Consider the following 25,595-nt stretch of genomic DNA (forward strand, 5'->3'; position numbering starts at 1 on the left):
AATCCAGTGGACAGCAATGTCCGTGCGGGTTCAAGTCCCGCTCTGAGTACTGAAACTCCAATTGGCTATGGCTGATTGGAGTTTTTTTGCTTAATGGAATTACTTGCTTAAAAACTGAAGCTTCCCGGTGTCCCTTACTGCGCTAGGGATGCAAGGGGCATCCTTTTGTGAGCCCTTATATCCTGTATCATACCAAAACTGCCTGAACGAAAGATACACCGTAAAGCCCGCCCCATAGGGAAAAGCTATAAAAACAGATACAAAATGTTCAAATCTAAATCATAATACATCAATGATTTAGATATGATGCTAAAAAAAGCGGATCATTTATAGATCCGCTGTTGTTATAAAAATTTTAATGTTTTTTAGATCCCTAAACGAAAATCTTTTACACTTTTTTGTTCTAAGCTAATATCTTCAAAATAACTTGTGGTTCCTTTATCGACCGGACATTGGGTACTAATTCCTGTCCAGATTTCTGAAGGATAGTTGTTCTTGTATAAACGGACCATTTGCCAGTTTTTGTTGTCAATTGAATAATAGCTTGCCACAGTTTTTGTATCGGATGAAATCTTCATGTATACTGTTTTCCCTTCAATAATATCATGATTGTTATCGTCAGAAGTTCCTATGGTACGAACAGTTACAATTCTGTGATTGCCACGTTCATCTTGTTCGAAACAAAATTTTTGATAAAAATTGTCATTTACATATAAATATAAAACTCCGGCATTGTATAAACCGCTTTTAGTAAACTCCGGACTTACCTTTGCTGTTAATGTAAATGGTTTTGTGTTATCTAATTTAGATAAAAGAATAGGTGCTGAATTATTTGAGAGTTTATTATTCGGATCCGAGAAATAATCTTTTTTCTCTCCTACATGAAATAGTATATTTTCTTTTGCATCTACTTTTGCTAAGGTATCCGCACCATTAATTGACTTGGTAAAATGAATTCGGCTTAGTTTTATATCACATGGAATTCCACGTACTATTGCCAAGTCTTTTGTTGTAGGATCAGTGTTTTCAACTGTTTTATTTTCTTTAGAAATGTTATTACAAGCTGAAAATAGAATAATTTGATAAAGGCTGCAGTAGATAAGAAATTTAGGTTTCATAAATGTTTTTTGTTAAGGGATATAAATAGTCTAACTTAGTTTCTCAAATTTACATGCTGCTTCGAATAACGGCAATACCTAAAATTAACCATTTATTTTAACAACTATGGCAAATACATCCATCGAAGATCGGCTAACGTCTACTTTATTACAGCAAACATTTTTGGATGGAAATATACTCGATATTGAAGATTATAAAAAAATGGCTGCTGCTTATGTTTCTATAGAGCAATGTGTGGCGGTACTTTCGGATTTTCAGGCTGACTGCAGTTATATATATGCGGGTAATTTCGGTAAATTCTTAGGACTCCCTTTAGGGGATTTATTTATCGATTCGGCTTTTGAAGATTGTATATTCGATAAGTTAAATTCGGAGGATGTAATCGAACGTCATGCATTAGAACTTCATTTTTTTCAATACCTGAAAAACCTGCCTGATGAAGAATATCGAAATTACAGTACTTTTAGTCGTCTGCGTTTTTCTGATGATAAAAATATGAATTATATAAATCATCGTACTATGTATCTTAAAAAATTACGCAATGGAAGTGTTTTATTTGCATTGTGTTTATATGCACCATCGACTAATTTTAGATTTCAAACCGGAATTGATGGTAAAATTGTAAATATTAAGACAGGAGAAACAATAACATCAGAAAAATATAAACCTTATACAGAAACCCTGCTTTCTAAAAGAGAATTAGAAATCCTGACTCACGTGGCAAAGGGAAACAATAGTGATCAGATTGCAAATATTTTAAATATTTCAGTTTATACTGTTCGTCGTCACAGACAGAATATAATTCAGAAAATGCAGGTTGCCAATACGACAGAAGCATTAAAAACAGCTTTTGTTATGGGGCTGATAAATGTATAATCAAAAAATAAAGAAAAACCTTTAAGCTTCACGGGCTTAAAGGTTTTTCTTTATTTTTTTAGTTAAATGCTTTTTCAAAATTTGAATCCGCATTTTTGGCTTTTTTAGAAGGTAAAACAGAATTACATTTGTCTTTTTCAATTACTGGATTCCAATCTCCTTCGAGTTTATTTGCGGTTGTAGTGTTTGCTGCAAATATTTTTTCTTTTGTGTATTCAGAGACTTCGACTTTATTCAATTGTTTAGACCATGAAATGCGTTTATCTGTATCAGAGCCGGGTCCAAAACAATCATATTCTGCATAGAAAGAAGTTTTCCAGTTGTCATAGACTTTATTTTCCGGATCTTTAGACCAGATCGACCATCCTTCAGGTATTATAATTGATTCTTCATACGAATGGATAAAAACAGTATTGGCACCGGCTCCCCATGGTCTTCCAAGAGACACTTTTGAAATGTCTGCTTTAGGATATTTCATTATGACACAATCTTTGAATACAAAACCATATTTACTTTTTCCCGCTTCATGATTTCCGGCAGTGATGTATGAGTCTTTTCTGCATTGGATAACACAATTTTCAAACAAGGCTATACCTGCGCCAAAAATAAAGTCTGTCGTTCCATCAATTATACAATCTTTAATGTAGGTTCTTTTGTTAGCTTTTAGGTAAAATGTATCCTGAAAACCACTCATTTTACAGTTATGGAAAATAACCCTGTCACCATTTACCATCAAAGCTACAGCCTGACCGCCCTTTTTATACTGTGGCAATTCACTACTAATAGTGTTTTCAAAAGTTATATTTTCTGCAAAAAAATCATTTGCTTCAATTAATACACTAAATGATTTGCTTGTTCCTCCTGCAATTTCAGCATAATCATCGTAAGTGAGAATTGTGTTTTTATACGATTCGCCAATTAAGGAAACATTTTTCTTTCCTGAGGTTAATTTTAGTTTCTCTTTATAAACACCTGGCTTTACAAAAATAACGGTACGTTTAGAATTATTATCAGGTACAGCATTAAAAGCATCCTGAACTTTTGTATAATTACCGCTTCCATCAGCAGCTACTACAATATCATAAGCAGTTTTGTTTTTTTGGGCGTATAAAAGTGCGCTAAAACTAATAAGTAAGAAATAAAAAGTAAGTAAAGTTTTTTTCATGTTAGATTATGAATGATAAAGTTTTAAAATAAAATTTCCAAGGAATAAATTGTTTTACACCTTGGAAATTTATAAAAATAATTGAATATAACTAAGAAATGCTGTTTTTTACTTTATGTCCAAATATTCCAAAATAAAGAATGATTACAAAACATACCAAAGGAATAATGTATCCCGCTTGAATATCATCGTGTTTCATGTCGATTAATGTTCCCATTCCATAAGGTAGTATAGCACCACCGACAATAGACATTACCAGCCATGATGAACCCGTTTCTGTATTTGATTTTAAACCTACCAATCCTAAAGAGAAAATAGTTGGAAACATAATTGACATAAAGAATCCAATTCCGCCTAAAGCATAAATAACTACAATTCCAGAACCGTAAATAGCTACTAAACAAAGTAAAATACTGGCGACACAATATATAGAAAGCAGAACATAATCTTTAACAAACTTCAAAAAGAAAGTTCCAATAAAACGTCCTGCCATAAACAGAAAACCATAAATTCCAAGATAATATCCGGCTGTCTTTTCATCTAATCCAGCTCCTTGCTGTGCAATTCGAATGAAGAAACTCGTAATACAAACCTGGGCGCCAACATAAAAAAACTGTGCTACAACAGCCCAACTCAAATGAGAGAATTTCAAAACAGAGAAAAATCCCGGTTTTACTTCCACTTCAGAATGTTGTGGTTTCATTGAAGGTAAATGCATGAAATAAAATAAGATAGCAACCAATACCAATACACTTCCTAAAATGATATAAGGTAATTTCACAGCCGAAGCTTCCCCTAATAAATAAGCAGCTTTTGTTGCTTCTGGCATAGCTGCCATTTGTTCCGGAGTGTGATTTGTTCCTGAAAGAATAAACAGTGAACCAACAATTGGGGCAATCATAGCCGCTAATCCGTTAAAAGAAGCAGCTAAATTTAATCTTTTGGAAGATGATTCAGCAGGTCCTAATATAGTAGCATACGGATTGGCGCTGGTTTCCAGAATGGTTAGTCCACAACCAATAACAAACAAGGCCAAAAGGAAAAGTTCGTACGTTCTTGTATTTGCAGCAGGTACAAAAAGAAATGCTCCACAGGCAAAAACTAATAATCCTATTATGATGCTATTTTTATAGCCAAATCTTTTAATCAGCATTCCGGCGGGAATTGCCATAATAAAATAAGCAAAAAATACGGAGGTATCAATCAATGTAGATTGACTGTTATTTAATTCACAAGCTTTTTTTAAGTGTGGAATCAAAATAGAATCCAGATTGTGCGCCATTCCCCAAAGGAAAAATAAGCTGGTAATTAAAATGAAAGGCAAAAGATATTGATTTCCTTTTCCACCTTCTGTTGGTACTTCGTGTTGGTCGCCTGTTTGGTTAGTTACTTGCATAGTTAGATTTTTATTTTAGAATTATTTCTTTTTTACTAATAATAGGTGATCACATACCAGAACTACTTCGCCTCTTTGGTTGATGATTTCTACGTGTTCGGTTACTGTTCCCATATCCGGTTTTTTGGCTTCTCCTTTTTCCGAAATCGTAATTTCTGAATGAATAGTGTCTCCAATATGAACCGGCTTCACAAATCGCATTCTGTCGTATCCTTTAGAAAAAGCTTCCGGATTAATTTCAGAAGCAGTCAAACCGATTCCAATACTGAAAACCATTGTTCCATGGGCAATTCGTTGACCGAAAGGTTGTGTCTTGCACCATTCTTCATCCATGTGGTGCGGAAAAAAATCGCCAGTATGTCCAGCGTGAACTACAAAATCGGTTTCTGTAATAGTTCTGCCTAATGTAACTCTTTTATCATTAAGTTGATAGTCTTCGAAAAATGTGGATTTGAAATACATATTTTTAGTTTTTTTAGTCCTTAGTGATTAATCCTTAGTGATTGGCTCAACTGCTAATTACTTATGACTTTTCACTAATCACTATATTTATAATTTTTTGGGCGTTTTAACACGCTTTCCGCTGTATTCCCGACTAAGAAAATCTAGAGCTAAAAAGCTCTGTTTTTCTAAATCGGGAGATGCCGCTTCAATCGTTAACGCGGGATTCGATTTTATAAGTCTTTTAGTGGAATTGCTCCTTTTTCATTACTGATGTAACAGGCTTCTACAACTCTCATGGTATCCAGAACATCCTGAACGCTTGCTAATAATTTGTCATCAGAACCTTCCTTAAAGCGCATTAAATTTGACATAGTACCAATGAAAGCTTCCGGAAACCAGGAACCTTCCAAATTGATTTTTTCCCATTCGTACGTACCATCTTTTTCCAAAGCAACTTCAAATTCGTCCGGCATACCGTCAGGGTAATTCATCAACAAGCCCATTTTGGCTTTAATTGCTCCTTTTGTTCCTTCCCATTTGATGTAGCTTTCTTCATGTTTCGGGCCAAAATGATGGTCGTGATTGGTGTTGATAACCACACGCATCGAATCTCCATAATCCAAAATAATGGAAGAACGGCAAGATGATAATTTCTTTAAAGGATGATTGGTTGTTTTTGCATAGACTCCTTTTGGATTTCCCATAAAGGAACGAATGCAGTCAATATAATGCACACTGTGAAAAAGAATCTCCAATCTTGGATGTTCCTTGATTAATGGGAATAATTCCCAAGGAGTGTTTACAGTTACTTTAAATTCCAGATCATACAAGTCTCCAATAATTCCCTGATCAATCATATAACGCGCTGCACTTACAAAAGAAGCAAAACGCAACTGAAAATTAATCGCTGCTACTAATTTTTTTCTTTCGCAAACAGCTACAATTTCTTTGGCCTGCGCCAAATCATTTCCCATTGGCTTCTGAATCAAAACTGCAGCACCATCTGGCAATTGTTCTAATATTTCGATGTATTGATCAGGTAATACCGTAATATCATAAACAGCATTCGAAGGAGCATTTTTTACAGCATCGGCTACGTTTTCAAAAACATTCGGAATGCCGAATTCCTCCGCCATTGTGTGTGCTTTTGCTACTGTTCTGTTTGTAATTCCAAAAACGGAAAAGCCAGCCATTTTATAAGCAGGCAAATGAGCATCTTTTACAATACCACTTGCACCAATTATAATAATCGGCTGCGTTGTTTCGGGCAATAAAGGTTTATATGGAATATTCATATTTATTCTATTTTTTGAATATTATTTTGTGTTTCTTCTAATAATTGTGCTGAAGGAATGTCGCTGTTAATGGCTTTTAAAATCATATGATCGATAAACTCACACACTTTTGGCCAAATTGGGGTTTGTGGAAGGGTAAATGCATTTTCATGCAGCATTTCCAGTTTATGATAAAATGGTATTAAAGCATTAATTTCTTCATCTTTCCAAGTTGATTTTCTACAACCAATACCGCCTTCTTTTGTTAATAATTTGTCACTTTCAGAAGTTGTTGCATAACGTAAAAAATCGTAAGCCAGTTTTTTATGTTTACTTCCTGAGCCAATAGTATACAACCAGTACACATTCAAAGAAGCCGTTTTATGATTCGGATCGGAAGGGAGTGAAGTGATATCAATTTTTCCCTTTACTTTCGATTCCTCAATCACTTGTGCCATCGAAGCAAATCCGAACCAGTTGATAGCCATTGCAGCTTCTCCTTTGGCGAAGGCCAAACCAGCCTGAACCGAATCAAATTCTTTTGATTTTGGATGAACAGCAGTTGGATCGTTCACCATTTTTCTGTAAAAATCCAAAGCTTCGATTGCAGCTTTACTGTGAACGCTGATTTGATTTTTGTGATTGATTAATGATCCGCCACGTGTCCATAATTGCAGGCAGAAATCAAAAACCATGTTGTGTCCGTCTGGATAATTGGCAAAAATGCAGCCGTAAAGATTTTCTTCCGGCCGATTAAAGAAAGAAGCAATTTTTACGAACTCTTTCCATGTTTTTGGTGTGGAAAGTTCGTAACCATACTGCTTTTTAAAATTTTCCTGCTCGTTTTGGTCTTCGAATAAATCCTTTCTGTAAATCAGACATTCCGGGCCATCATGAAACGGAAGTCCATAAGTGCCGTTATCCAGTTGCTGCAATTTTAAAAGCGATTTATGCCAGCCGTAAGGATAATTTTCAGGTGGATTTGCTGCTATAAAAGAATACAAATCCAAAACCGCTTTTTCGTGTACAGCATCATAAATCCAATCGGTATTGAGGTGTGCAATATCCCATTTACCTTCTTTCAAACCTTTTTTTGTAATAGTGGTTTCATACAAATCATGAAGCTCGAGCGGTACCATTTCTGCTTCAATTTGAATATTGTTTTGAAGGCAGAATAAAACCCACAGCTTTTGAAGTGTCGTTTCAAAAGGATCAAATTTCCGGACAGCGATTCTTATTTTTTCCATTACGATTCTATAAATTCCTTAATAATTCGCTCATTGTCCTGTCCTAATTTTGGGGAACCTTTACTCGATGTGAAAATTTCTCCATCAATCCTAATGGGGCATCGGGTTGTTTTATAGTTGTAGCTGTCCAGCATTTCTACCCTTTGTATGAAATTTAGAACCTGAAATCCTTCTTCGGCAAAAAGCTGTTTGTAGTTCAGAACTTTGGCACACCAAATATCAGCAGGCTCTAAAATATCCAGCCAATATTGGGTTTCCTGAGTTTGCAAATGAGAAGCCAGAATGTTTTTAATTTCATCTCGCAGTTCAAATTTGTTTTCTGGAAACTGTAATAATTCATCACATCTCAATAGCGAAGCCAAAACAGGAATGGATCCCATAGCCAGAGCTAAATAGCCGTTTTCAGTTTTGTAAATACCATAAGGCGCGCCTAAATAAGCATGTGCATTATTGGATTTTGTTCGGACAGGCAATTCACCACCGTCGTTAAAATAAGTTGTAATGGTTTCAAACTGAAAATCAAAAGCCGATTCCAGCATGCTTACCTGAACTTTTGCTCCAATATTATGAGTTGCTTTTCTGTATAAAGCAGCTAAAATTCCTTGTGCCAGATGTGCTCCCGCCAACATATCCACAATTGATAATCCCATTGGTACGGGGCCATCTTCCTGATTTCCACTTAACCAGGTTAAGGCTGTCAAAGATTGCAATAGTAAGTCCTGTCCGGGTAAATCTTTTAGTTCGGATTTAGTGCCATAACCCGAAATTTCGGCATACACTATATTCGGGTTGATTTTTTTGACTTCATCATAACTCAAACCAACGCGTTCCATCACTCCTGGTCTGAAGTTATGCATGACAACATCGGCTTTGGCCAATAATTTTTTTAATTTTTCAAGCTCTGACGGTTGTTTGAAATCAATAGCGAATGATTCTTTATTTCTGTTGATGGTATGAAAAACAGATGATTCTCCATTCATAATCAAATCAGAAGTATATAAGGTTCGGCAGATATCGCCTGTTCCCGGTTTCTCAATTTTTATCACACGGGCACCCAGATCTGCCAAGCGCAAACTGGCTGAGGGACCGGAAAGAAACTGGCTAAAATCTACTATTAAATAATCTTCTAATGGTTTCATCCTGCTAGTTTAAAAATTGTTCGTGTATTATTACGTTATCTTCTCCCACTTTAGGAGCTGCTTTGGTACTGGTTAAAATCTCTCCGTCTAATTGTATAGGGCTTCTGGTAGTAACCAATTTTTCTCCTGCAGAATTTTTTACCGTTTGTTTCAATTGTAATTCGTTTACAAAAGGCTGGCTGTCTAATTCCTCGTAATTGAGTACTTTTCCACACCAGATTCCTTCTTTTTGTAACACATCAATCCAATAATCTGCTGTTTGGGTATTCAGTTTTTCGGCTAATAATTCCCTGATTTCATCTCTTTGAGAAAACCATTTATGTTTATCAGTGTATTTTTGGAAATCGATTTCTAAAATACTTCCAATAAAAAGCAAATCGCCCATTGCAAGAGAAATATACCCGTCTTTAGTTTGATAAACTCCGTAAGGAGCGCTTAGAAAAGCATGAGCACTTCCTTTTACATCGCTTCTTTGGGGCTGTTGTCCGCCGTCATTTAGGTAAGAAGTAATAGCTTCGAACTGAACATCTAAGACCGATTCCAATAAACTAACTTCGACCAAAACTCCTTTTCCGGTTTTAGCTCTTTTCAATAAAGCAGCCAAAATTCCCTGTACGAAATGATTCCCGCACATCAAATCGGCTACAGCCAGACCAAAAGGAACTGGTCCCTGACTTTTCCTGCCGCTTAGCCAGCTTAATCCCGAAAGTGACTGCAAAAGCAAATCCTGTCCCGGTTTATTTGCCCAAGGACCTTTGTCTCCGTAACCTGTAATGGTTCCGTAAATCATTTTTGGATTAATATTTAAAGTTGTTTTAAAATCCAGTCCGATTTTTTCCATCACACCCGGTCTGAAATTATGGGTCATAATATCTGCCTTGGCGATTAGCTTTTTGACTAAAACCAAATCATCAGGATTTTTAAGATCGGCTGCAAAAGATTCTTTATTTCGGTTAATGGTATGAAATAACAAACTGCTGTCATCGACAAAAAGATCTTTGATGCTCAACTGGCGGCAAGCTTCACCTTTTACAGGACGCTCGATTTTTATAACCCTTGCTCCTAAATCAGCTAATTTTAATCCCGCAGAAGGTCCTGCCAAAAACTGGCAAAACTCCAATACAACTAATCCTTCTAATGGTCTCATGCTGTTATAAGTTTAAAGACTTTATGTATAGTCCATTCATTACTTCCAAAACAGATTCTTCATCACCGCCATTTATTAAATAATCACGAACCACATCACCTGCATGATCCTGAAAATACATATGTCCGGAATATCTTGGTCTTAAAAAAGCTCTTTCTAAAGCCGGTAAAGTATTTTTGAAATAATCATGCGTTATACCATTGATTCTGTCATTTTTCCAAGCCTGCAAATGTCCTGGCTGTCCACCATTATCAGCAAAAATATTCTGTTGTACCTGTGATGATCCTGTAAATTCAGCATATTTAATAGCTTCAGGAATATGCTGGCTAAAGGATGAAACTGCTAACCCTGTTCCTCCTAAAGAACTGATCATTGGATTGTCATTCAATTTTACCAAATCATAAAAATGCAATAAGTTTTTGCTGTAACCAATTCGTGAATAATTAGAATAGCCATACGCAAAAGGGCAGTAAGCAATCTCATCTGAATTGACCATCGCCTCATATACCTGAATCGGATTACGGTTAAAATTAGCCGAATCCATTAATTGAGCAAGTTCACGATGCATCTGTAAAGCTTTTTTTCCTGTTTCCACAGAAATTACTTTTTCCTGTGATTGAAAAGGGTCTTCGCCTAAACTACAGCAAAAAGAGTAAAATGTCATTAAGGAATCTACCGGAATTCCTGCAAAGGCAACTAATCTTTTTTTCGCTAAAGCCAATAAATCATCATAGGTCTGTGGGACTTTTAATCCTTGTTTTTCTAAAATATCCAATCGGGCAGCTGCTACCGGAGTTGCCGCATCAATTGGCAAAGCCCATAATTTATTGTGAAAGACATAACTTCCGTAAGATTTACCAACAGTATTGATTTCCTGGTCTTTTATATATTCGGCAGAAAGATGATCTGATAAGGGCAAAATTGTTTTGGTATCGGCACCAAATCCTGTCCATGGATGATCGATAACTAATAAATCAAATCTTTTGGCTAAATCTTCTATGGAAGCATCTGCAAATTCCTGTAAACTTCTTTTCTCCCAGCTAATTTCAATGTCCGGGTTTAATTCTGTAAAACGTTGAGCTGTGGCAACCATTGGTAATAAACCCCTAGTATGATTCCACGTAATCCCTTTTAGTTTTTTCATTTTGATAGTCTGATTTAATAAATGTGATTTTCACATTTACAAATATAGAAATTAGATTCAAATGCCATGATTATATATTTGTTTTTTGACATTTCGGGCAATGCTTTTTTATATTTTATACAAATTACAGCTAAAATGTGATATTGCTTTTGATTATATCTGTTTTTGAGTATTGATTTTTAAAATATGTCGTTGTTATTAATATTAAGTTTTATATTTGTAAATGTAAAAATCACATTTATTTTTGCGTTAAATTACATAAAATACAATTTTTAAAATAGCAATTATGCTTAAAACTTCTTTTCTTTCCAAAATGATTGTGTTACTGATTTTTGTAACAACAATTTCAAATGCTCAAAATACAATTTCCACTAAGCTGAAATGGTCAGAAAGAATGGCATTAACGTTAATGCAGCGTCACCCTCAATCGTATATGCTTGATGATGCTCCTGTAGCACACATCAGTTATGTTCATGGTTTGGTTACGTATGCTTTTCAGGAATTAGGCAAGAAAAAAAATGATGAAAAATACGCGGCTTACGCCAAACAATATGCTGATGAATTGATAGATGCCGATGGAAATATTAAAACATATAAGTATGAGTCCTTTAATATTGATAACATACCTACAGGACGAATTTTGTTCGACATTTATGAGCAAACTAAAGACAAAAGATATTTAGTTGCGATGCAGACTTTGCGTAAACAATTAGAAGAACAGCCTCGTACCCCAAGTGGTGGTTTTTGGCACAAAAAAATATATCCCAACCAAATGTGGCTGGATGGCTTGTATATGGGAGAACCATTTTATGCAGAATATACCGTTACGTTCGAAAATGGAGCTAAGTTAGATGATGTTGCTCATGAATTTGAATTGATTCAGCAAAAGGCAACAGATGCAAAAACAGGATTGTTGTACCATGCCTGGGATGAGAGCAAAGAAATGGCATGGGCAAACAAAGAAACCGGAGTTTCGCCTAACTTTTGGTCGCGATCAATGGGCTGGTATGTGATGGGATTGGTTGATGTACTGGATTATTTTCCTAAAGATCATCCAAAAAGAAAAGAACTGATTTTGTATTTAAACAATATTTCGAATGCCTTAGTGAAATTTCAGGATAAGTCAGGATTGTGGTATCAGGTTACTGATATGGGAACCCGTGAAGGTAATTATTTAGAAACTTCGGGTACGGCTATGTTTGCATATGCTTTTGCAAAGGGAGCTAAAAAAGGATATCTGCCTAAAAAATTCAAAATAATTGCTGAAAAAGCCTTTGATGGTATGACTTCAAAATTTGTTAAAGTATATCCAAACGGGGAAATTGAAATTACGAATGCCTGCGCAGTAGCAGGTTTAGGAGGGAAGCCTTATCGTGATGGCTCTTACGAATATTATATTAATGAAAGAAGGAAAGATAATGACCCTAAAGTAACCGGACCCTTTATTCTGGCGGCTTTAGAATTAAACCGATAATTAAAAAATTAAATATATATGTTTTCATTACAAAATAAAAAAGCAGTCATAACGGGTGGAGGAAGCGGAATAGGTAGAGCAATCGCTACTTTATTTGCAAAACAGGGAGCAGAAATTCACATTATTGACTTAACAACAGAAAGTGCTCAGGATGCGGTTGCTGATATACAGCAATTGGGAGGAAAAGTATTTTCATATGCCTGCAATGTAGTAGATCAAAAAGAGGTTGTTGCTACATTTGAAAAAATTGGAAATATCCATATTTTGATTAATAATGCCGGTATTGCCCATGTGGGGAAAGTAGGGACAACTTTGGAAATCGATTTCCAAAGGGTGATGGATGTAAATGTAAAAGGAGTTTACAATTGTTTATATGCCGCAATTCCACAATTTCAATTGTCAAAAGGAGGTGTGATTTTGAACATGGCTTCTATTGCATCATGGGTTGGAATTCAGGATCGTTTTGCTTATTCAACTGCTAAAGGTGCTGTAATGGCTATGACATTATCAGTTGCAAGAGATTACATTGATGAAGGGATTCGATGCAATTCGATTTCGCCTGCCAGAGTGCATACTCCTTTTGTAGATGGATTTATCAATAAAAACTATCCGGGTAAAGAAGCTGAAATTTTTGAAAAGTTGTCTAAGTCACAACCAATCGGGCGTATGGGACAACCGGACGAAATTGCTGCTTTAGCCCTTTACTTATGCAGTGATGAAGCAGGATTTATTACGGGAAGTGACTATCCTATCGATGGAGGATTTATAAAATTAAATAACTAATTAAAAATATATAAGAAATGAAATTAATACGTTTTGGAGCTGCCGGACAAGAAAAACCGGGTGTTATTATTGGAGAAAAAAGATATGATGTTTCTTCAATTGTTTCGGATTTTAACGAAGCTTTTTTCGAAGACAATGGTTTGGAAAAATTAAAAAAAGCTTTAGAAAGTAATCCGGCATTACCGGAAGTAGGAGCAGATGTACGTTTAGGTTCTCCGGTTGCGAGACCTTCAAAAATAATCTGTATCGGTCTGAATTATGTAGATCATTGTCATGAAACAGGAGCTCCGATTCCAACAGAGCCAATTATCTTTTTCAAATCAACCACTTCTTTATGCGGTCCGAATGATGATTTGGTGATCCCAAAAAACAGTGAAAAAACTGACTGGGAAATCGAGCTGGCATTTGTGGTTGGCAAAAAAGCAAGTTATGTAGAAGAAGCAGATGCTTTAGATTACGTAGCAGGATATGCTTTGTTGAATGATTACAGCGAAAGAGCTTTCCAAATCGAAATGGGCGGACAATGGGCAAAAGGAAAAGGTTGTGATACTTTCGCACCTCTTGGACCGTTTTTGGCTACGCAGGATGAAATTGCCGATGTGAATAATTTACCAATGTGGCTGACAGTTAACGGAAAGAAATTCCAAAACAGTAATACTTCTAATCTGGTTTTCAAAATTCCATTTTTAGTGCATTACCTAAGTCAGTTTATGACCTTGCTTCCTGGCGATATCATTAGTACAGGAACGCCTCCGGGAGTTGGATTAGGAATTAAGCCGGATCCAATCTATATCAAACCGGGCGACGTTATCGAATTGGGTATGGACGGTTTGGGTTCAAGTAGACAAGTAGCTAAAGCTTATTCTAAATAAAATGAAATATATTGTTTGCGAAAAACCGCAGGAGTTTCTAATCAAAGAAAAACCAATGCCGGAACCAAAAGAGGGAGAAGTACTTTTGAAAATTAGAAGAATAGGAGTTTGCGGAACCGATATTCATGCTTTTGGAGGAACACAGCCTTATTTTGAATACCCAAGAATTTTAGGTCACGAACTGGCTGCCGAATATATTAAAGGAAATGCAAAAGGTTTTGAGCCTGGCGATAAAGTAACTTTTATTCCTTATTTCAGCTGCGGAACATGTGTGGCCTGTCGAAATGGTCTGACTAATTGTTGTGCCAATATCAAAGTCTTCGGCGTGCATATTGACGGCGGAATGGCCGAGTATGTTACGATTCCGGAACAGTATTTATTGCACGGACAAGGTTTGGATTATGACGAACTGGCTTTGGTTGAACCATTAGCAATTGCAGCGCACGGAGTAAGAAGAGCCGCTGTAAAAGCAACCGACACTGTTTTAGTAATGGGTGCAGGACCTATTGGATTAGGATTGATTCAGTTTGCTAAAATTGCGGGAGCCAAAGTGATTGTGATGGATATCAACGAATATCGCCTTAACTTTTGTAAAGAAGCACTTCAGGCAGATGAAACCATCAATCCGCTGAATGATGATGTAGCTGCAAAATTAGCTGAACTGACCAACGGCGATATGGCGAATGTAGTCATTGATGCGACAGGAAACCAAAAAGTGATGAACAGTGCTTTTAATTATATTTCGCATGGCGGAAGATTCGTATTGGTGGGACTTCAAAAAGGAGAATTGAGTTTCAGTCATCCTGATTTTCATAAAAGGGAATCTACTTTGATGAGCAGCAGAAATGCGACTATCGAAGATTTTGAATATGTAATGAAATGTCTGAAAGAAGGTAAAATCGATCCGAAAAAATACATTACACACAGAGCTGGTTTTGAGGATATGATCAGTGAATTTGGAAAATGGATTGATCCGAAAAACAATACTATCAAAGCAATTATAGAATTAAATTAATTCTGAAAAATATAATATTATGGATTTACATTTAAAAGGTAAAATTGTAGTCGTATCAGGATCGGCAGGAAAAGAAGGAAGTATTGGTGAGACCATCATCAATCGATTAGCTGATGAAGGTGCTATTCCGGTTTTGGTTGACAGAAACAGCAGAGGCTTTGGTTATGCGGAAGCTTTTCAGAAAAAAGGAATCGATTCTTTATTTGTACAAACGGATGTGACCAATCCTGATGAAATGCAAAATGCAGTCAACAAAATTGTTGAAAAATACGGCAGGATAGATGTCGTGATTAATAATGTAGGGGTAAATGACGGTGCCGGTTTAGATGCTACTTACGAAGAGTTTATGGATTCATTAAAGCTTAATGTGGTAAGTTACTTTTTGCTCGTGAAATTTGCACTTCCATACCTAAAAGAATCAAAAGGTAATATTTTGAATATTGGTTCAAAAGTAGCTTTGACAGGGCAAGGTGGGACTTCAGGATATGCGGCTGCAAAAGGCGGTGTTCTTGGACTTACGAGAGAATGGGCTGTAGATTTGATTCAGTACGGAATTCGTTCTAATGCCATTATTATAGCGGAATGCTATACACCTGCATACGAAGACTGGATCAAAACAGTACCGGATGGTGAAGCAGTTTTGAAAAAAATAAATAAAAGTATTCCGTTTGAGTCCAGAATGACTACAACAGAAGAAATTGCAGATACGGCGCTTTTTATTATTTCAGATCGTTCTTCTCATACTACGGGACAATTTGTTTTTGTAGAAGGAGGTTATGTGCATTTGGACCGTGCTTTAATCAGTGATGTAAATTAATAGGTATGAACCGAATTGATTCCCATCAGCATTTTTGGATATTTGATCCGGTTAGGGATAGCTGGATTGATAATTCTATGAAAAAGATTCAAAGGGATTTTTTACCCCAAGATTTGTCGCCATTGCTTTCCCAAAATCAATTTTCGGGATGCGTAGCGGTTCAGGCAAGTCAGTCTGAAGAAGAAACCAATTTTTTATTGGATCTCGCTTCAAAAAATGATTTCATAAAAGGAGTTGTGGGCTGGATTGATTTAAGGGCAGAAAACATTTCAGAACGATTGAGACATTTTTCTCAATTTGAAAAGCTAAAAGGGTTCCGGCATGTTGTGCAGGGAGAACCGGATGATTTTATGTTTGGAAATGAATTTCGTAACGGAATCGCAGCTTTAAAACAGTTTGACTTTACCTATGATATTTTGATTTTCCATCGTCAGCTGCCGGCTGCAATCGATTTGGTAAAATCATTTCCTGAACAAAAGTTTGTCATTGATCATATTGCAAAACCGGATATAAAATCGGGTGAGATTGCATCCTGGAAAAAAGGAATTAAGGAGATTGCAAAATTCGAAAATGTAAAATGCAAAATTTCCGGAATGGTGACGGAAGCCGATTGGAACAATTGGAAACCATCCGATTTAAAACCGTATCTGGATGTGATTTTTGAAAACTTCACTGCAGATAAATTAATGTTCGGATCCGACTGGCCGGTTTGCAATGTAGCTTCAGATTATACTAATTTAGTCAAAACTGTAGAAGATTATTTAGCTCCTTTTTCAGATGAAGATCAGAATAAATTTTGGTTTGAAAACGCAAAATCATTTTATAAAATCCATGATTAAGAAGAATGATATTTGAATATAAAAAAAAGCGTGAATTTAATATTTCACGCTTTTTTTATGTTTTTATTTTTTTAAAACATCTGTTTCAGGAGTCCATTTTTTCTGCCATTCCGGATACTTTTTCAATGCTTTTTCTGGGTTATACGTGTACCATGCATAACCGCTTCGACGTTCTCGGCTTACTTCTGCCAATGAATAAAGGTACACACTGTCTCTGTCACAAAACAAAGGTCTTCCGGTTCCTAATTCATAATAACGTGTCCAGATTGGCGGTGCTGTAGGATCGTTTACAACACGACGGTCGTCTTTCACTTTTTTGAATTTTGAATCAAACTCCGGAGCTTCAAAAGTTTCTACTCTGGTATTGTATATTTTAGAATCCTCAAACCATCTAACCGCGCTTTGTACCGATCTGATAATTTGTTCGTTCGGATTTTCAATTTTCATTAAAAATAAGACAATATCAACACTTTCTGCATTACTGACACTTGGCGGTTCAAACTTTCTCGCCCATACAGGAAGTAATGTTACCTCGTCATGTTGCTGGCACCAGGCACTAAGTTTCCCATGGTCAGAAATTTGTGTTTTTAAAATGCAGTCAATTCCTTTTTCATAAGCTGTATTTACTTTGTTTTTTGTTTCAGCATCTATAAAACTAAAATTAGGATCGTTCTGTACTATTTTATCCAGCAAATTCATAATCCCCATATAAGCACCGTCATTAAAAGTAATATGGCGGCTGTATCCTTTTTCCAGAGGATAATATTGAGGCCATCCACCGTTAGGATATTGGGCTTCCAAAATAAAATAAATTCCTTTCAGACAGGCAGTTTTGTATTTTTCTATTTTAGTCAGTGTATAAACCTGCGCCAGGTAATAGACATGAGTATAAGTGGTACCGTTGTCAAAAGTGGTATGCAAAACAGACCTTGAACCTACAATATCATTAATCTGTTCAGTTGTCAAAATAGCACGCATGTCATAATTTTTTGGCCATCCACCATTATCGCGCTGAAAATAGATGATGTTATCCGCTATTTTAGTGTATTCGGATTCTTCATATTTCGGCTGATTCGGAATCGGATTTACAATATTGTTTTTATCGGCAATACCATACCAGTGATTCATACTGTCGCTAAATGGTTTTGTACTGATTACAGTCGTCTTTTTGTCTTTTTCAGATTGAGCGCCTGAATGAAGAAACGAAAAGGAGGTGAGTAGGATGCCAAATAATAAGCTCTTATTTCTGGACAGATTTTGTAATGTTTTCATAGTAATTTTTGATGAGCTCCTGTTGTGTTTGTTTTTAGACTTAGACCCAACAGAAGCAAAATAGTTTAATCACCTATAGTTTTACTGCAGATTTTGGAACCGTTTCTCCAATAACTGTTTTCTTGGCAAAATCTGAATTTGATGAAGGCACAAATTCAACATTTTCAGTAGCTTCTCCATTAATAGTAATAGCATTAGAAGCTGTCGAATTCAGTTCAATATCTTTGAAAGACATATTTTTACCATTGTAAATTTCAATTACAGTTTGTTTTTCAATATCCAGTTTTGCATTGTGAATTTTGATTCCGTTAGCATCAACAATAGTAAATCCTTTTTCTGCTTTTGCAATCAGATTAGAGATTTCGATGTTTTCAAGATTCATTTCAGGTAGTCCTTGTAAAAATACGGCCTGTTGCGCACCTTTGATCGTTACATTTTTTATCGAAATGTTTTTGAACTGTGGTGTTTTTTCATCTACAGGCATCTTTTGATTCACAATTTTATCACCGCCTTCTTCCAAAGTTTCTGCTATAGATTTTCCTCCATAATAAAGATTGAATGAAATCGCCTGAGACGGAATATCGGTCATGAAAATGTCAGAAATGAAAATGTTTTCTACAACACCTCCGCGTCCACGGTTACTTTTAAAACGCAATCCCACATCAGTTCCCATAAAAGTACAATTAGAAACGTGCATGTTTTTTACACCTCCGGACATTTCACTTCCTACAGTTACACCTCCGTGTCCGTGATACACAATATTGTTTTTTACAATAATATTTTCACAAGGAACTCCACGATCACGACCGTCTTTATCTTTTCCTGATTTAATACAGATGGCATCGTCTCCTACGTCAAAACTTGAATTTTCAACGATAACATTTTTACAGGATTCTACATCCAGTCCATCACCATTTTGTGAAAACCAAGGGTTACGAACCATTACATTACGAACAATTAAATCTTCAATCATTAATGGGTGAATGTTCCATGCCGGAGAATTTTGAAATACCGGTCCGTCAAACAATACTCTTTTGCTGTTTTGAATGCTTACCAATACAGGACGAAGAAAATCATGAATAGCTTCAAATTCTTCTTTTGTTTTTAAATCCAGACGTACATTTTGATCAGCCCCTACAGAAGCTTTCATAAAGGTTTCTGATGGATACCAGCTTGTTTTGCTTTCGTTAAGAACTCCACCTGAATTCACAAACGCCTTCCATTGGCTTTCTGTCAGTTTACTTTTTTTAACTTGTCTCCAAACCTCGCCGGAACCATCCCAAACACCATTTCCGGTAAAGGCAACATCTTCAAGATTTTTTCCGTAAAGAGGAGAGATACAACGCCAGGTATTCAAACCTTCAAAGCTGGTTTCAATTATTGGATATAAACTCTTGTCTGGTGAAAATTTGATTAAAGCACCGGTTTGTGCATGCAATTCTATTTTACTTTTTAGAATGATTGGACCTGTTAACCAGATTCCCGGAGGAATGATTAATTTTCCGCCTCCTTTTTTTGAAAGCGCATTAATCGCATCTTCAAAAGCTTTTGTGTTTAAAACATATCCGCCATTTACTGCACCGAAATCTTTTAGGTTCACCGTGTTTTTCGGAATTTTTGGCTCATTTACCTTCGGCATTTTAAACTCAATGTTCGCATAAGTGTCATTGGATTTTGACTTTTGTGCTATCATATTTCCTGAACAGCTTACTGCCAAAACAGCCAAAAGCATACGAAAAAAGTTAGTTGGATTAGTTTTCATTCTTATTGAATTAGTTAAAGTTTAATTTTTAGGTATCAAAATAGTACGATATGTTTATCTTGATAATACTTTTTTTACAAATTGTAAAATAAGTTTCGTAAAAAAACGAAAATACAATAATGTAATCGATTGCACAAATTTATAAAAAATATTTACAATATATTTAATAGATGTAAAAAAACGATTATGACTGTCTGTAAGTTAATTGCAATGTTTTTTGCTATTTTTCATTTATACGCACTGATGCCAGATACCTAAATAGAAGCAGGAAGGTACAGGACACTTATATTTTTGTGTTCTGTTAAATTGTACCTTCATTTGGTAAAAGTGTAAAAAATACATTTATTTGCAAGTCTTATACTGTTAAGAAATAAAACCCTTTACGGCTTTACCTAAAAAATAAAAAAATGCGTTTAAATACTTTGACAAAAGTTCTAATTATCTTTTTAATAACTATTTGCACATTCTCACTGAATGCAGCCGAAATTTGGGTTTCCCCTCAAGGAAAAGATACCAATCCCGGAACAAAGGCCAGTCCCTTGGCAACCGTTCAGATGGCAGTAAGAAAAGCAAGAGAACTGCGAAGATTAAAAGATGCATCAATAAAAGACGGAATCCGTATTATTGTAATGAACGGTATGTATTCTTTAAACGAACCTTTATTTATAAGACCAGAAGATTCCGGAACAGCTGAGAGTCCGACCACTATTGAAGCGGATGCAAATGCTAAACCCATTTTAAGTGGAGGAATCGAAATCAAGAACTGGAAAAAATCAACACTTGCTATAAACGGTTTAAAAACAGGAATAATTTGGGAGGCCGATGCGCCACAGCAGGCAGGTGAAATTCTAAATTACCGTCAGTTATGGGTGAATGGCAAAAAAGCCGTGAGAGCCAAGAACACTGCCGGAGATAAAATGGACAGAATTTTGTCATGGGATGCAGCAACCGAAACCTGCTGGATTCCTTTCAAAGATAAATCGGTTAAGTTTGAGCCTGGAATGGAAATGTACATCGTGCAATGGTGGGCGATTGCCAATCTTCGAATCAAAAATATTGAAGTAGTTAAAGACAGCGCAAGGCTTTCATTCGAACAGCCGGAAAGCAAAATTCAGAGCGAACACCCTTGGCCTGCTCCGTGGATTTCTAAAAACAATGGAAATTCAGCATTCTATTTAAACAACGGAATCTCGATGCTGAATGAACCTGGAGAATGGTTTTTAGACAGAAAAAAAGGTAAAATCTATTACATTCCAAGAAAAGGAGAAGATTTGGCTTCTGCTAAAGTAACTGCACCGGTTTTGGAAAATTTGGTAAAAATTGAAGGTACTCTGGATACTCCGGTACATCATTTTAATTTCAAAGGAATTTCATTTCAGTACAGCAACTGGTTTCGTCCTTCACAACAGGGACACGTTCCGTTGCAGGCGGGAATGTATTTACTGGATGCTTATAAATTAAAAACTCCCGGAACTCCAAATCAGGCGAGTTTGGAAAATCAGGGCTGGGTGGGAAGACCAAGAGCTGCTGTTGAGGTAAATTATGCCAATAATACCCTCTTCGAAGGCTGTACTTTTGAGCATTTATCTTCCACAGGATTGGATCTGCATAAAGGAACCAATCATAATATCGTCAAAGGAAATTTATTCAAAGACATTGGCGGAAACGGAATTAATCTGGGTGTTTTCTCCGAAGAATCTTTTGAAGCGCATTTGCCTTATACTGTAAAAGATGAAAGAGTAGTTTGTTCGGATGAATTGATTTCGGATAACCTGATTACTAATGTTGCCAATGAAGATTGGGGATGTTTGGGAATTGCTGCCGGTTTTATAAAAAATCTGACGATTGAACATAACGAAATTTCGGATGTGGCTTACAGCGGTATTTCAATGGGTTGGGGTTGGACGCACACCGAAAACGTGATGCGTAACAATAAAATTCAGCGAAATAAAATTCATCATTACGCCAAACATTTACACGATGTAGCCGGAATTTATACGCTTTCCTCACAACCGGACAGCCGGATAGAAGAAAACTATATTGATAAAGTCTACAACAGTCCGTATGCACACGACCCGTTTTTATGGCTGTATTTGTATACCGATGAAGGAAGTCAGGGCTTTACGATTAAAAACAACTGGATTCCAATTCAGAAAATATTGAAAAACAACAATGGCCCGAAAGGAAATATCTGGCAGGACAATTATGCTTTTGTAGATCCAAAAATCAAAGAAAATGCCGGAATTCGTGCGCCATACAACAACCTATTAGCGAAAGAAGTTGTCGTTGACGAAGCCTGGGGATTACAGGAAATGCCAAAATCGGTTGCGATTGAAGTAATTGGAAAAGATCTGGATATCGAAAAAATCAAGTCAACAATAAAAGGATTCCGAATTGTAGGCGAAGAATTGTACCAATGGGAAAACCATCTGGTAATTTACGGATTAATGAACCAACCTGAAAGAACCAAACGTAAACTGGCTTTGGCTTTTCCAGCAGTGGAAATAAAAATCTACGAAAATCCGGTGTATGATTTCCAGAATTTTCAAAGATGCAAAGACATAAAAGTAGCATCCGAATGGGAGAATATTATTTTGACAGCCAATTTAGTCGAAGATGAAAAACTGCAAAAAGAATACGTGGATTATCATACCACCCAATTCGAAAAATGGCCGGAAATCGCCAAAGGTTTCTGCAACGCCGATTTTCAGCAGTTACAGGTTTTCAAAAACGGAAGACAATTAATGTTAATCATCAGCATCCCGAAAGGAGAAAGTCTGGATAAACTGAATCCGAAAACAACTGAAAACAATCCGCGTGTAGACGATTGGAACAACTTAATGAAAAAATACCAGACCGGAATCGAAGGCGCAAAACCGGGAGAAGTTTGGATTTTCCTGAACAAAGTTAAAGCAGAAGAGAAAAAGTAGAATAAAGAGTAAAGAATAAAGAAAAAATCTGCTCCATCTGCGTAATCTGCGAGAAAAAAAACTAACAATCTAAAATAACCACACCTCATGTTAAAAATAGCAATCTTAGGACTTGGAGAAGGACGTAGCACGATGTCGGCCGCTTTAGAAAGTTCAAAATTAGAACTTGTAAAAGTGTGCGACAGAAATGAAGAAATCTGCAAGCAAAGAGCAAAAGAATTCGATTTTCATTCATACACAACTAATTACGACGATTTATTAAACGATGAATCCATTGACATCATCGCGATTTATACGCCGGACCATCTGCACGCTCAACACGTAAAGCAGGCTTTGCTGGCAGGAAAGCACGTAGTGTGTACCAAACCGTTTATCGATGATCTTTCGGATGCCAAAGAACTATTGGAATTAAGCAAAACAACCGGTAAAAAGGTTTTCATCGGACAAAGTTCAAGATTCTTCGAACCGGCCAAAAGACAAAGAGCAGATTATGAAGCCGGATTAATCGGTGATTTAATTACGATTGAAGCTCAATATCACGCAGATCACAGATGGTTTTTAAAGAAAGAATGGTCATTATTGCAGTCTTTCAAATGGCTGTATGGAGGTTTGAGCCATCCTGTTGATTTCATTCGTTGGTATCTTCCAAATATTCAGGAAGTAATGGGGTATGGAATGATCAGCAGTAACGGAGCTGTTGCAGGCTTAAAAAACGAAGATACGATGCATTTTATTTTCAAAGCTACAGATGGAAGAATTGCCAGAGTAAGTGGAGTCTATACTTCACCGACTCAACCAGCCCAAAGAGACAGCGGAATGAGTACAATTTTAAGAGCAACAGAAGGCGCGAGTCAGGCCGATTATCACGAATTGCGTTATGCCGTTACGGACAAAACCGGTGAAGAAAAAGTAATCACCTGGGGCGACAGCACTATAAAATATTATTTCCGTTTTGAAGGGCAGAGCCATCATGGCGGGGAATACCAAAATTATTTAGAATATTTTGTGGACAGTATTGAACAGAATTTTGAAGCCTATCCAAATATGGAAGAAGGCATCGGAACCGTGGCATTATTACAGGCAATGGATAAATCTTTACAAACCGGTCTGCCAGTAAAAATTGCTGACGTCCTTAACGAATACGGACTATGAACAGTATCTACGATAAGTTAACAACCTTAGATTTTATAATAGTAGCTATTTATCTGGTGACCTTATTGGTCATTGGTTATGTGGTGACCGTGAAACAAAGTAAGAAGAATGAAACGCTTTTTATGGCGGGAAATTCCCTGAACTGGTACAACATCGGATTCAATATGTGGGGGACCAATGTGGGGCCTTCGTCTTTATTGGCTTTTGCCAGTATTGGTTACGCCACCGGAATTGTTGCCGGAAATTTCGAATGGTATGCCTTTGTTTTTCTGTTGCTTTTAGCCATTGTTTTTGCGCCGAGATATATAGCGAGTAAAGTCAGTACGATGCCCGAATATATGGGGAAACGCTATGGCGACAGTACCCAGACGATTTTGGCCTGGTATGCGATGGTGAAAATTTTGGTAAGCTGGCTGTCGTTGGGTTTGTTCAGCGGAGGAATTTTGGTACGCCAGATTTTGGGAATTCCGATGTGGCAGAGTGTGACCGTTTTAGTGATTTTCTCTGGAATTTTTACTTACGCTGGAGGATTGAAAGCCATTGCCAAAGTGAATGTTTTCCAGATGATTTTATTGATTGTCGTTTCGCTTACCTTATCGTATTTAGGTTTGCAGAAAGTTGGTGGCATCGAAGCTTTAATTGCCAAAACACCTTCTAATTTCTGGAATTTGGTACAGCCTGCCGATGATGCTCATTATCCGTGGCCTGCTATTTTATTGGGATATCCTGTGGCTGCAGTAGCGTTCTTTTGTACCGACCAATCGATGGTGCAGAGTGTTTTGGGAGCTAAAAATCTGGAGCAGGGACAATTGGGAGTAAACTTTATTGGCTGGCTCAAAGTAATGGCTTTGCCGTTGTTTATTTTACCGGGAATCCTGTGTTCTGTTTTGTTTCCTGAATTGGGTGAAAACTCCGATTTAGCTTATATGACCATGGTCACCAATTTGTTTCCAAGCGGCATGAACGGTTTGGTGATTTGTGTGATGATTGCCGTTTTGGTAGGAACAATTGGTTCCTCATTGAATGCGTTGAGTACCGTTTTTACTAATGATATTTATGTAAAGAAAATGAATCCGACGGCATCTATCAAAGAACAGATCAAAATCGGAAGATTGACAATTGGGGCAGGCTGTGTGTTTGCGATCCTGATTGCTATTGCGATTGACAATATCAAGGGGCAGAATTTATTCAACATCTTTCAGGCAGTTTTGGGCTTTTTGGCACCCTCATTATCTGTGGTGTTTTTGTTGAGTGTTTTCTGGAAACGCACCACAAAAAAAGCTGTAAACGCTACTTTGTCCTGGGGTTCAGCCTTTAGTTTATTCGTAGGAGTTTTGTATTTATGGATTTTCCCGGCAGATAAATACCCGGTTTGGCCACACTTTTTATTGATTTCGTTTTACATTTTTGCTGTGCTTTTAATTGCTGCAGTGCTAATTTCTTTAGTGGATAAAAATCCGGAAGTTAATTTTTCAGATGAAAGGGATATTCCTAAAACGAGTAAAAAAGTGAAGCTTTTATTTGGTTTGTTGGGGTTGGTGATTTTGAGTTTGTATTTGTTTTTTAATGGGAATTAAATAGTTTCTTAAATATATAATTACAAGAACGCTTTCTTTTTTAAGGGAGCGTTTTTTATGCTTTGATGTAAAAAAAGTAAGTAAATATTTATAATTATATTAAAAAATAGTTAGGTTTGCCGTTATGGAAATGTTTGAAACTATTTCCTGA

General features: G+C 36.5%; 21 protein-coding genes. 10 read left to right on the forward strand and 11 right to left on the reverse strand.

The features are described from left to right. Positions 1–365: 365 nt before the first annotated feature. The gene (locus tag JE46_RS11930) at positions 366–1,118 is read right to left on the reverse strand and encodes a DUF1349 domain-containing protein (RefSeq protein ID WP_031455516.1); all 753 of its coding nucleotides are present in this window, start codon (positions 1,116–1,118) and stop codon (positions 366–368) included. Positions 1,119–1,224: 106 nt separating this feature from the next. On the opposite strand from JE46_RS11930, the gene JE46_RS11935 reads away from it, so the two are divergent. Next, the gene (locus tag JE46_RS11935) at positions 1,225–1,995 is read left to right on the forward strand and encodes a response regulator transcription factor (RefSeq protein WP_031455517.1); all 771 of its coding nucleotides are present in this window, start codon (positions 1,225–1,227) and stop codon (positions 1,993–1,995) included. Positions 1,996–2,053: 58 nt separating this feature from the next. On the opposite strand, the gene JE46_RS11940 is transcribed toward JE46_RS11935, so the two are convergent. The 8 genes from JE46_RS11940 to JE46_RS11975 form a co-directional block, all read right to left on the reverse strand. After that, complete coding sequence (locus tag JE46_RS11940) at positions 2,054–3,160, reverse strand: pectinesterase family protein (protein WP_051872873.1); 1,107 nt, start codon at positions 3,158–3,160, stop codon at positions 2,054–2,056. Between the two features lie 91 nt (positions 3,161–3,251). Next, positions 3,252–4,556, reverse strand: a complete 1,305-nt coding sequence (gene fucP / locus JE46_RS11945; RefSeq protein ID WP_031455519.1) for an L-fucose:H+ symporter permease — start codon at positions 4,554–4,556, stop codon at positions 3,252–3,254. Between the two features lie 21 nt (positions 4,557–4,577). Then, on the reverse strand, positions 4,578–5,018 hold the full coding sequence (locus JE46_RS11950) for a MaoC/PaaZ C-terminal domain-containing protein (protein WP_007809657.1): 441 nt from the start codon (positions 5,016–5,018) through the stop codon (positions 4,578–4,580). Positions 5,019–5,230: 212 nt separating this feature from the next. Then, complete coding sequence (locus tag JE46_RS11955) at positions 5,231–6,295, reverse strand: Gfo/Idh/MocA family protein (protein ID WP_031455520.1); 1,065 nt, start codon at positions 6,293–6,295, stop codon at positions 5,231–5,233. A gap of 2 nt (positions 6,296–6,297) precedes the next feature. Beyond that, positions 6,298–7,521, reverse strand: coding sequence for an extracellular solute-binding protein (locus JE46_RS11960; protein WP_031455521.1), 1,224 nt, complete (start codon positions 7,519–7,521; stop codon positions 6,298–6,300). Beyond that, positions 7,521–8,660 carry a CaiB/BaiF CoA transferase family protein gene (locus JE46_RS11965; RefSeq protein ID WP_031455522.1) on the reverse strand — a complete coding sequence of 380 codons (1,140 nt, stop codon included), beginning with the start codon at positions 8,658–8,660 and terminating at the stop codon, positions 7,521–7,523. The genes JE46_RS11960 and JE46_RS11965 overlap by 1 nt, the downstream gene beginning before the upstream one ends. A gap of 4 nt (positions 8,661–8,664) precedes the next feature. Next, on the reverse strand, positions 8,665–9,807 hold the full coding sequence (locus JE46_RS11970) for a CaiB/BaiF CoA transferase family protein (RefSeq protein WP_031455523.1): 1,143 nt from the start codon (positions 9,805–9,807) through the stop codon (positions 8,665–8,667). Between the two features lie 4 nt (positions 9,808–9,811). Further along, a complete protein-coding gene (locus JE46_RS11975) occupies positions 9,812–10,951 on the reverse strand; it encodes an ABC transporter substrate-binding protein (RefSeq protein ID WP_031455524.1) in 1,140 nt (379 codons plus the stop codon). A 286-nt stretch (positions 10,952–11,237) separates the two neighbouring features. Here JE46_RS11975 and JE46_RS11980 point away from each other — a divergent pair, with 286 nt between their 5' ends. From JE46_RS11980 to JE46_RS12005, 6 genes are read left to right on the forward strand one after another with little or no spacing between them, the layout of a single operon-like run. Next, a complete protein-coding gene (locus JE46_RS11980; protein WP_031455525.1) occupies positions 11,238–12,425 on the forward strand; it encodes a glycoside hydrolase family 88/105 protein in 1,188 nt (395 codons plus the stop codon). 18 nt (positions 12,426–12,443) lie between these two features. Then, positions 12,444–13,208, forward strand: coding sequence for an SDR family NAD(P)-dependent oxidoreductase (locus JE46_RS11985; protein WP_031455526.1), 765 nt, complete (start codon positions 12,444–12,446; stop codon positions 13,206–13,208). A 17-nt stretch (positions 13,209–13,225) separates the two neighbouring features. Beyond that, positions 13,226–14,080, forward strand: a complete 855-nt coding sequence (locus JE46_RS11990) for a fumarylacetoacetate hydrolase family protein (RefSeq protein WP_031455527.1) — start codon at positions 13,226–13,228, stop codon at positions 14,078–14,080. Between the two features lies 1 nt (position 14,081). Further along, on the forward strand, positions 14,082–15,095 hold the full coding sequence (locus JE46_RS11995) for a zinc-binding alcohol dehydrogenase family protein (RefSeq protein ID WP_031455528.1): 1,014 nt from the start codon (positions 14,082–14,084) through the stop codon (positions 15,093–15,095). A 19-nt stretch (positions 15,096–15,114) separates the two neighbouring features. After that, a complete protein-coding gene (locus JE46_RS12000; protein ID WP_031455529.1) occupies positions 15,115–15,912 on the forward strand; it encodes an SDR family oxidoreductase in 798 nt (265 codons plus the stop codon). 5 nt (positions 15,913–15,917) lie between these two features. Beyond that, on the forward strand, positions 15,918–16,751 hold the full coding sequence (locus JE46_RS12005; protein WP_031455530.1) for an amidohydrolase family protein: 834 nt from the start codon (positions 15,918–15,920) through the stop codon (positions 16,749–16,751). A gap of 63 nt (positions 16,752–16,814) precedes the next feature. Here the strand turns inward: JE46_RS12005 and pelA are convergent, their stop codons facing one another. Then, the gene (gene pelA, locus JE46_RS12010; protein ID WP_031455531.1) at positions 16,815–18,023 is read right to left on the reverse strand and encodes a pectate lyase; all 1,209 of its coding nucleotides are present in this window, start codon (positions 18,021–18,023) and stop codon (positions 16,815–16,817) included. Positions 18,024–18,096: 73 nt separating this feature from the next. Beyond that, positions 18,097–19,785 (reverse strand): glycoside hydrolase family 28 protein, encoded by a 1,689-nt coding sequence (locus JE46_RS12015; RefSeq protein ID WP_031455532.1) that lies wholly within the window; start codon positions 19,783–19,785, stop codon positions 18,097–18,099. A 407-nt stretch (positions 19,786–20,192) separates the two neighbouring features. Between JE46_RS12015 and JE46_RS12020 the strand changes: the two genes are divergently transcribed. The 3 genes from JE46_RS12020 (at position 20,193) to JE46_RS12030 (ending at position 25,444) form a co-directional block, all read left to right on the forward strand. After that, complete coding sequence (locus JE46_RS12020; RefSeq protein WP_031455533.1) at positions 20,193–22,715, forward strand: L-rhamnose mutarotase; 2,523 nt, start codon at positions 20,193–20,195, stop codon at positions 22,713–22,715. Between the two features lie 87 nt (positions 22,716–22,802). Continuing rightward, on the forward strand, positions 22,803–23,867 hold the full coding sequence (locus tag JE46_RS12025; protein WP_031455534.1) for a Gfo/Idh/MocA family protein: 1,065 nt from the start codon (positions 22,803–22,805) through the stop codon (positions 23,865–23,867). Continuing rightward, the gene (locus JE46_RS12030) at positions 23,864–25,444 is read left to right on the forward strand and encodes a sodium:solute symporter (protein ID WP_031455535.1); all 1,581 of its coding nucleotides are present in this window, start codon (positions 23,864–23,866) and stop codon (positions 25,442–25,444) included. The genes JE46_RS12025 and JE46_RS12030 overlap by 4 nt, the downstream gene beginning before the upstream one ends. Positions 25,445–25,595 lie beyond the last annotated feature (151 nt).

Source organism: Flavobacterium chungangense LMG 26729, assembly GCF_000735715.2.
GTDB lineage: Bacteria > Bacteroidota > Bacteroidia > Flavobacteriales > Flavobacteriaceae > Flavobacterium > Flavobacterium chungangense.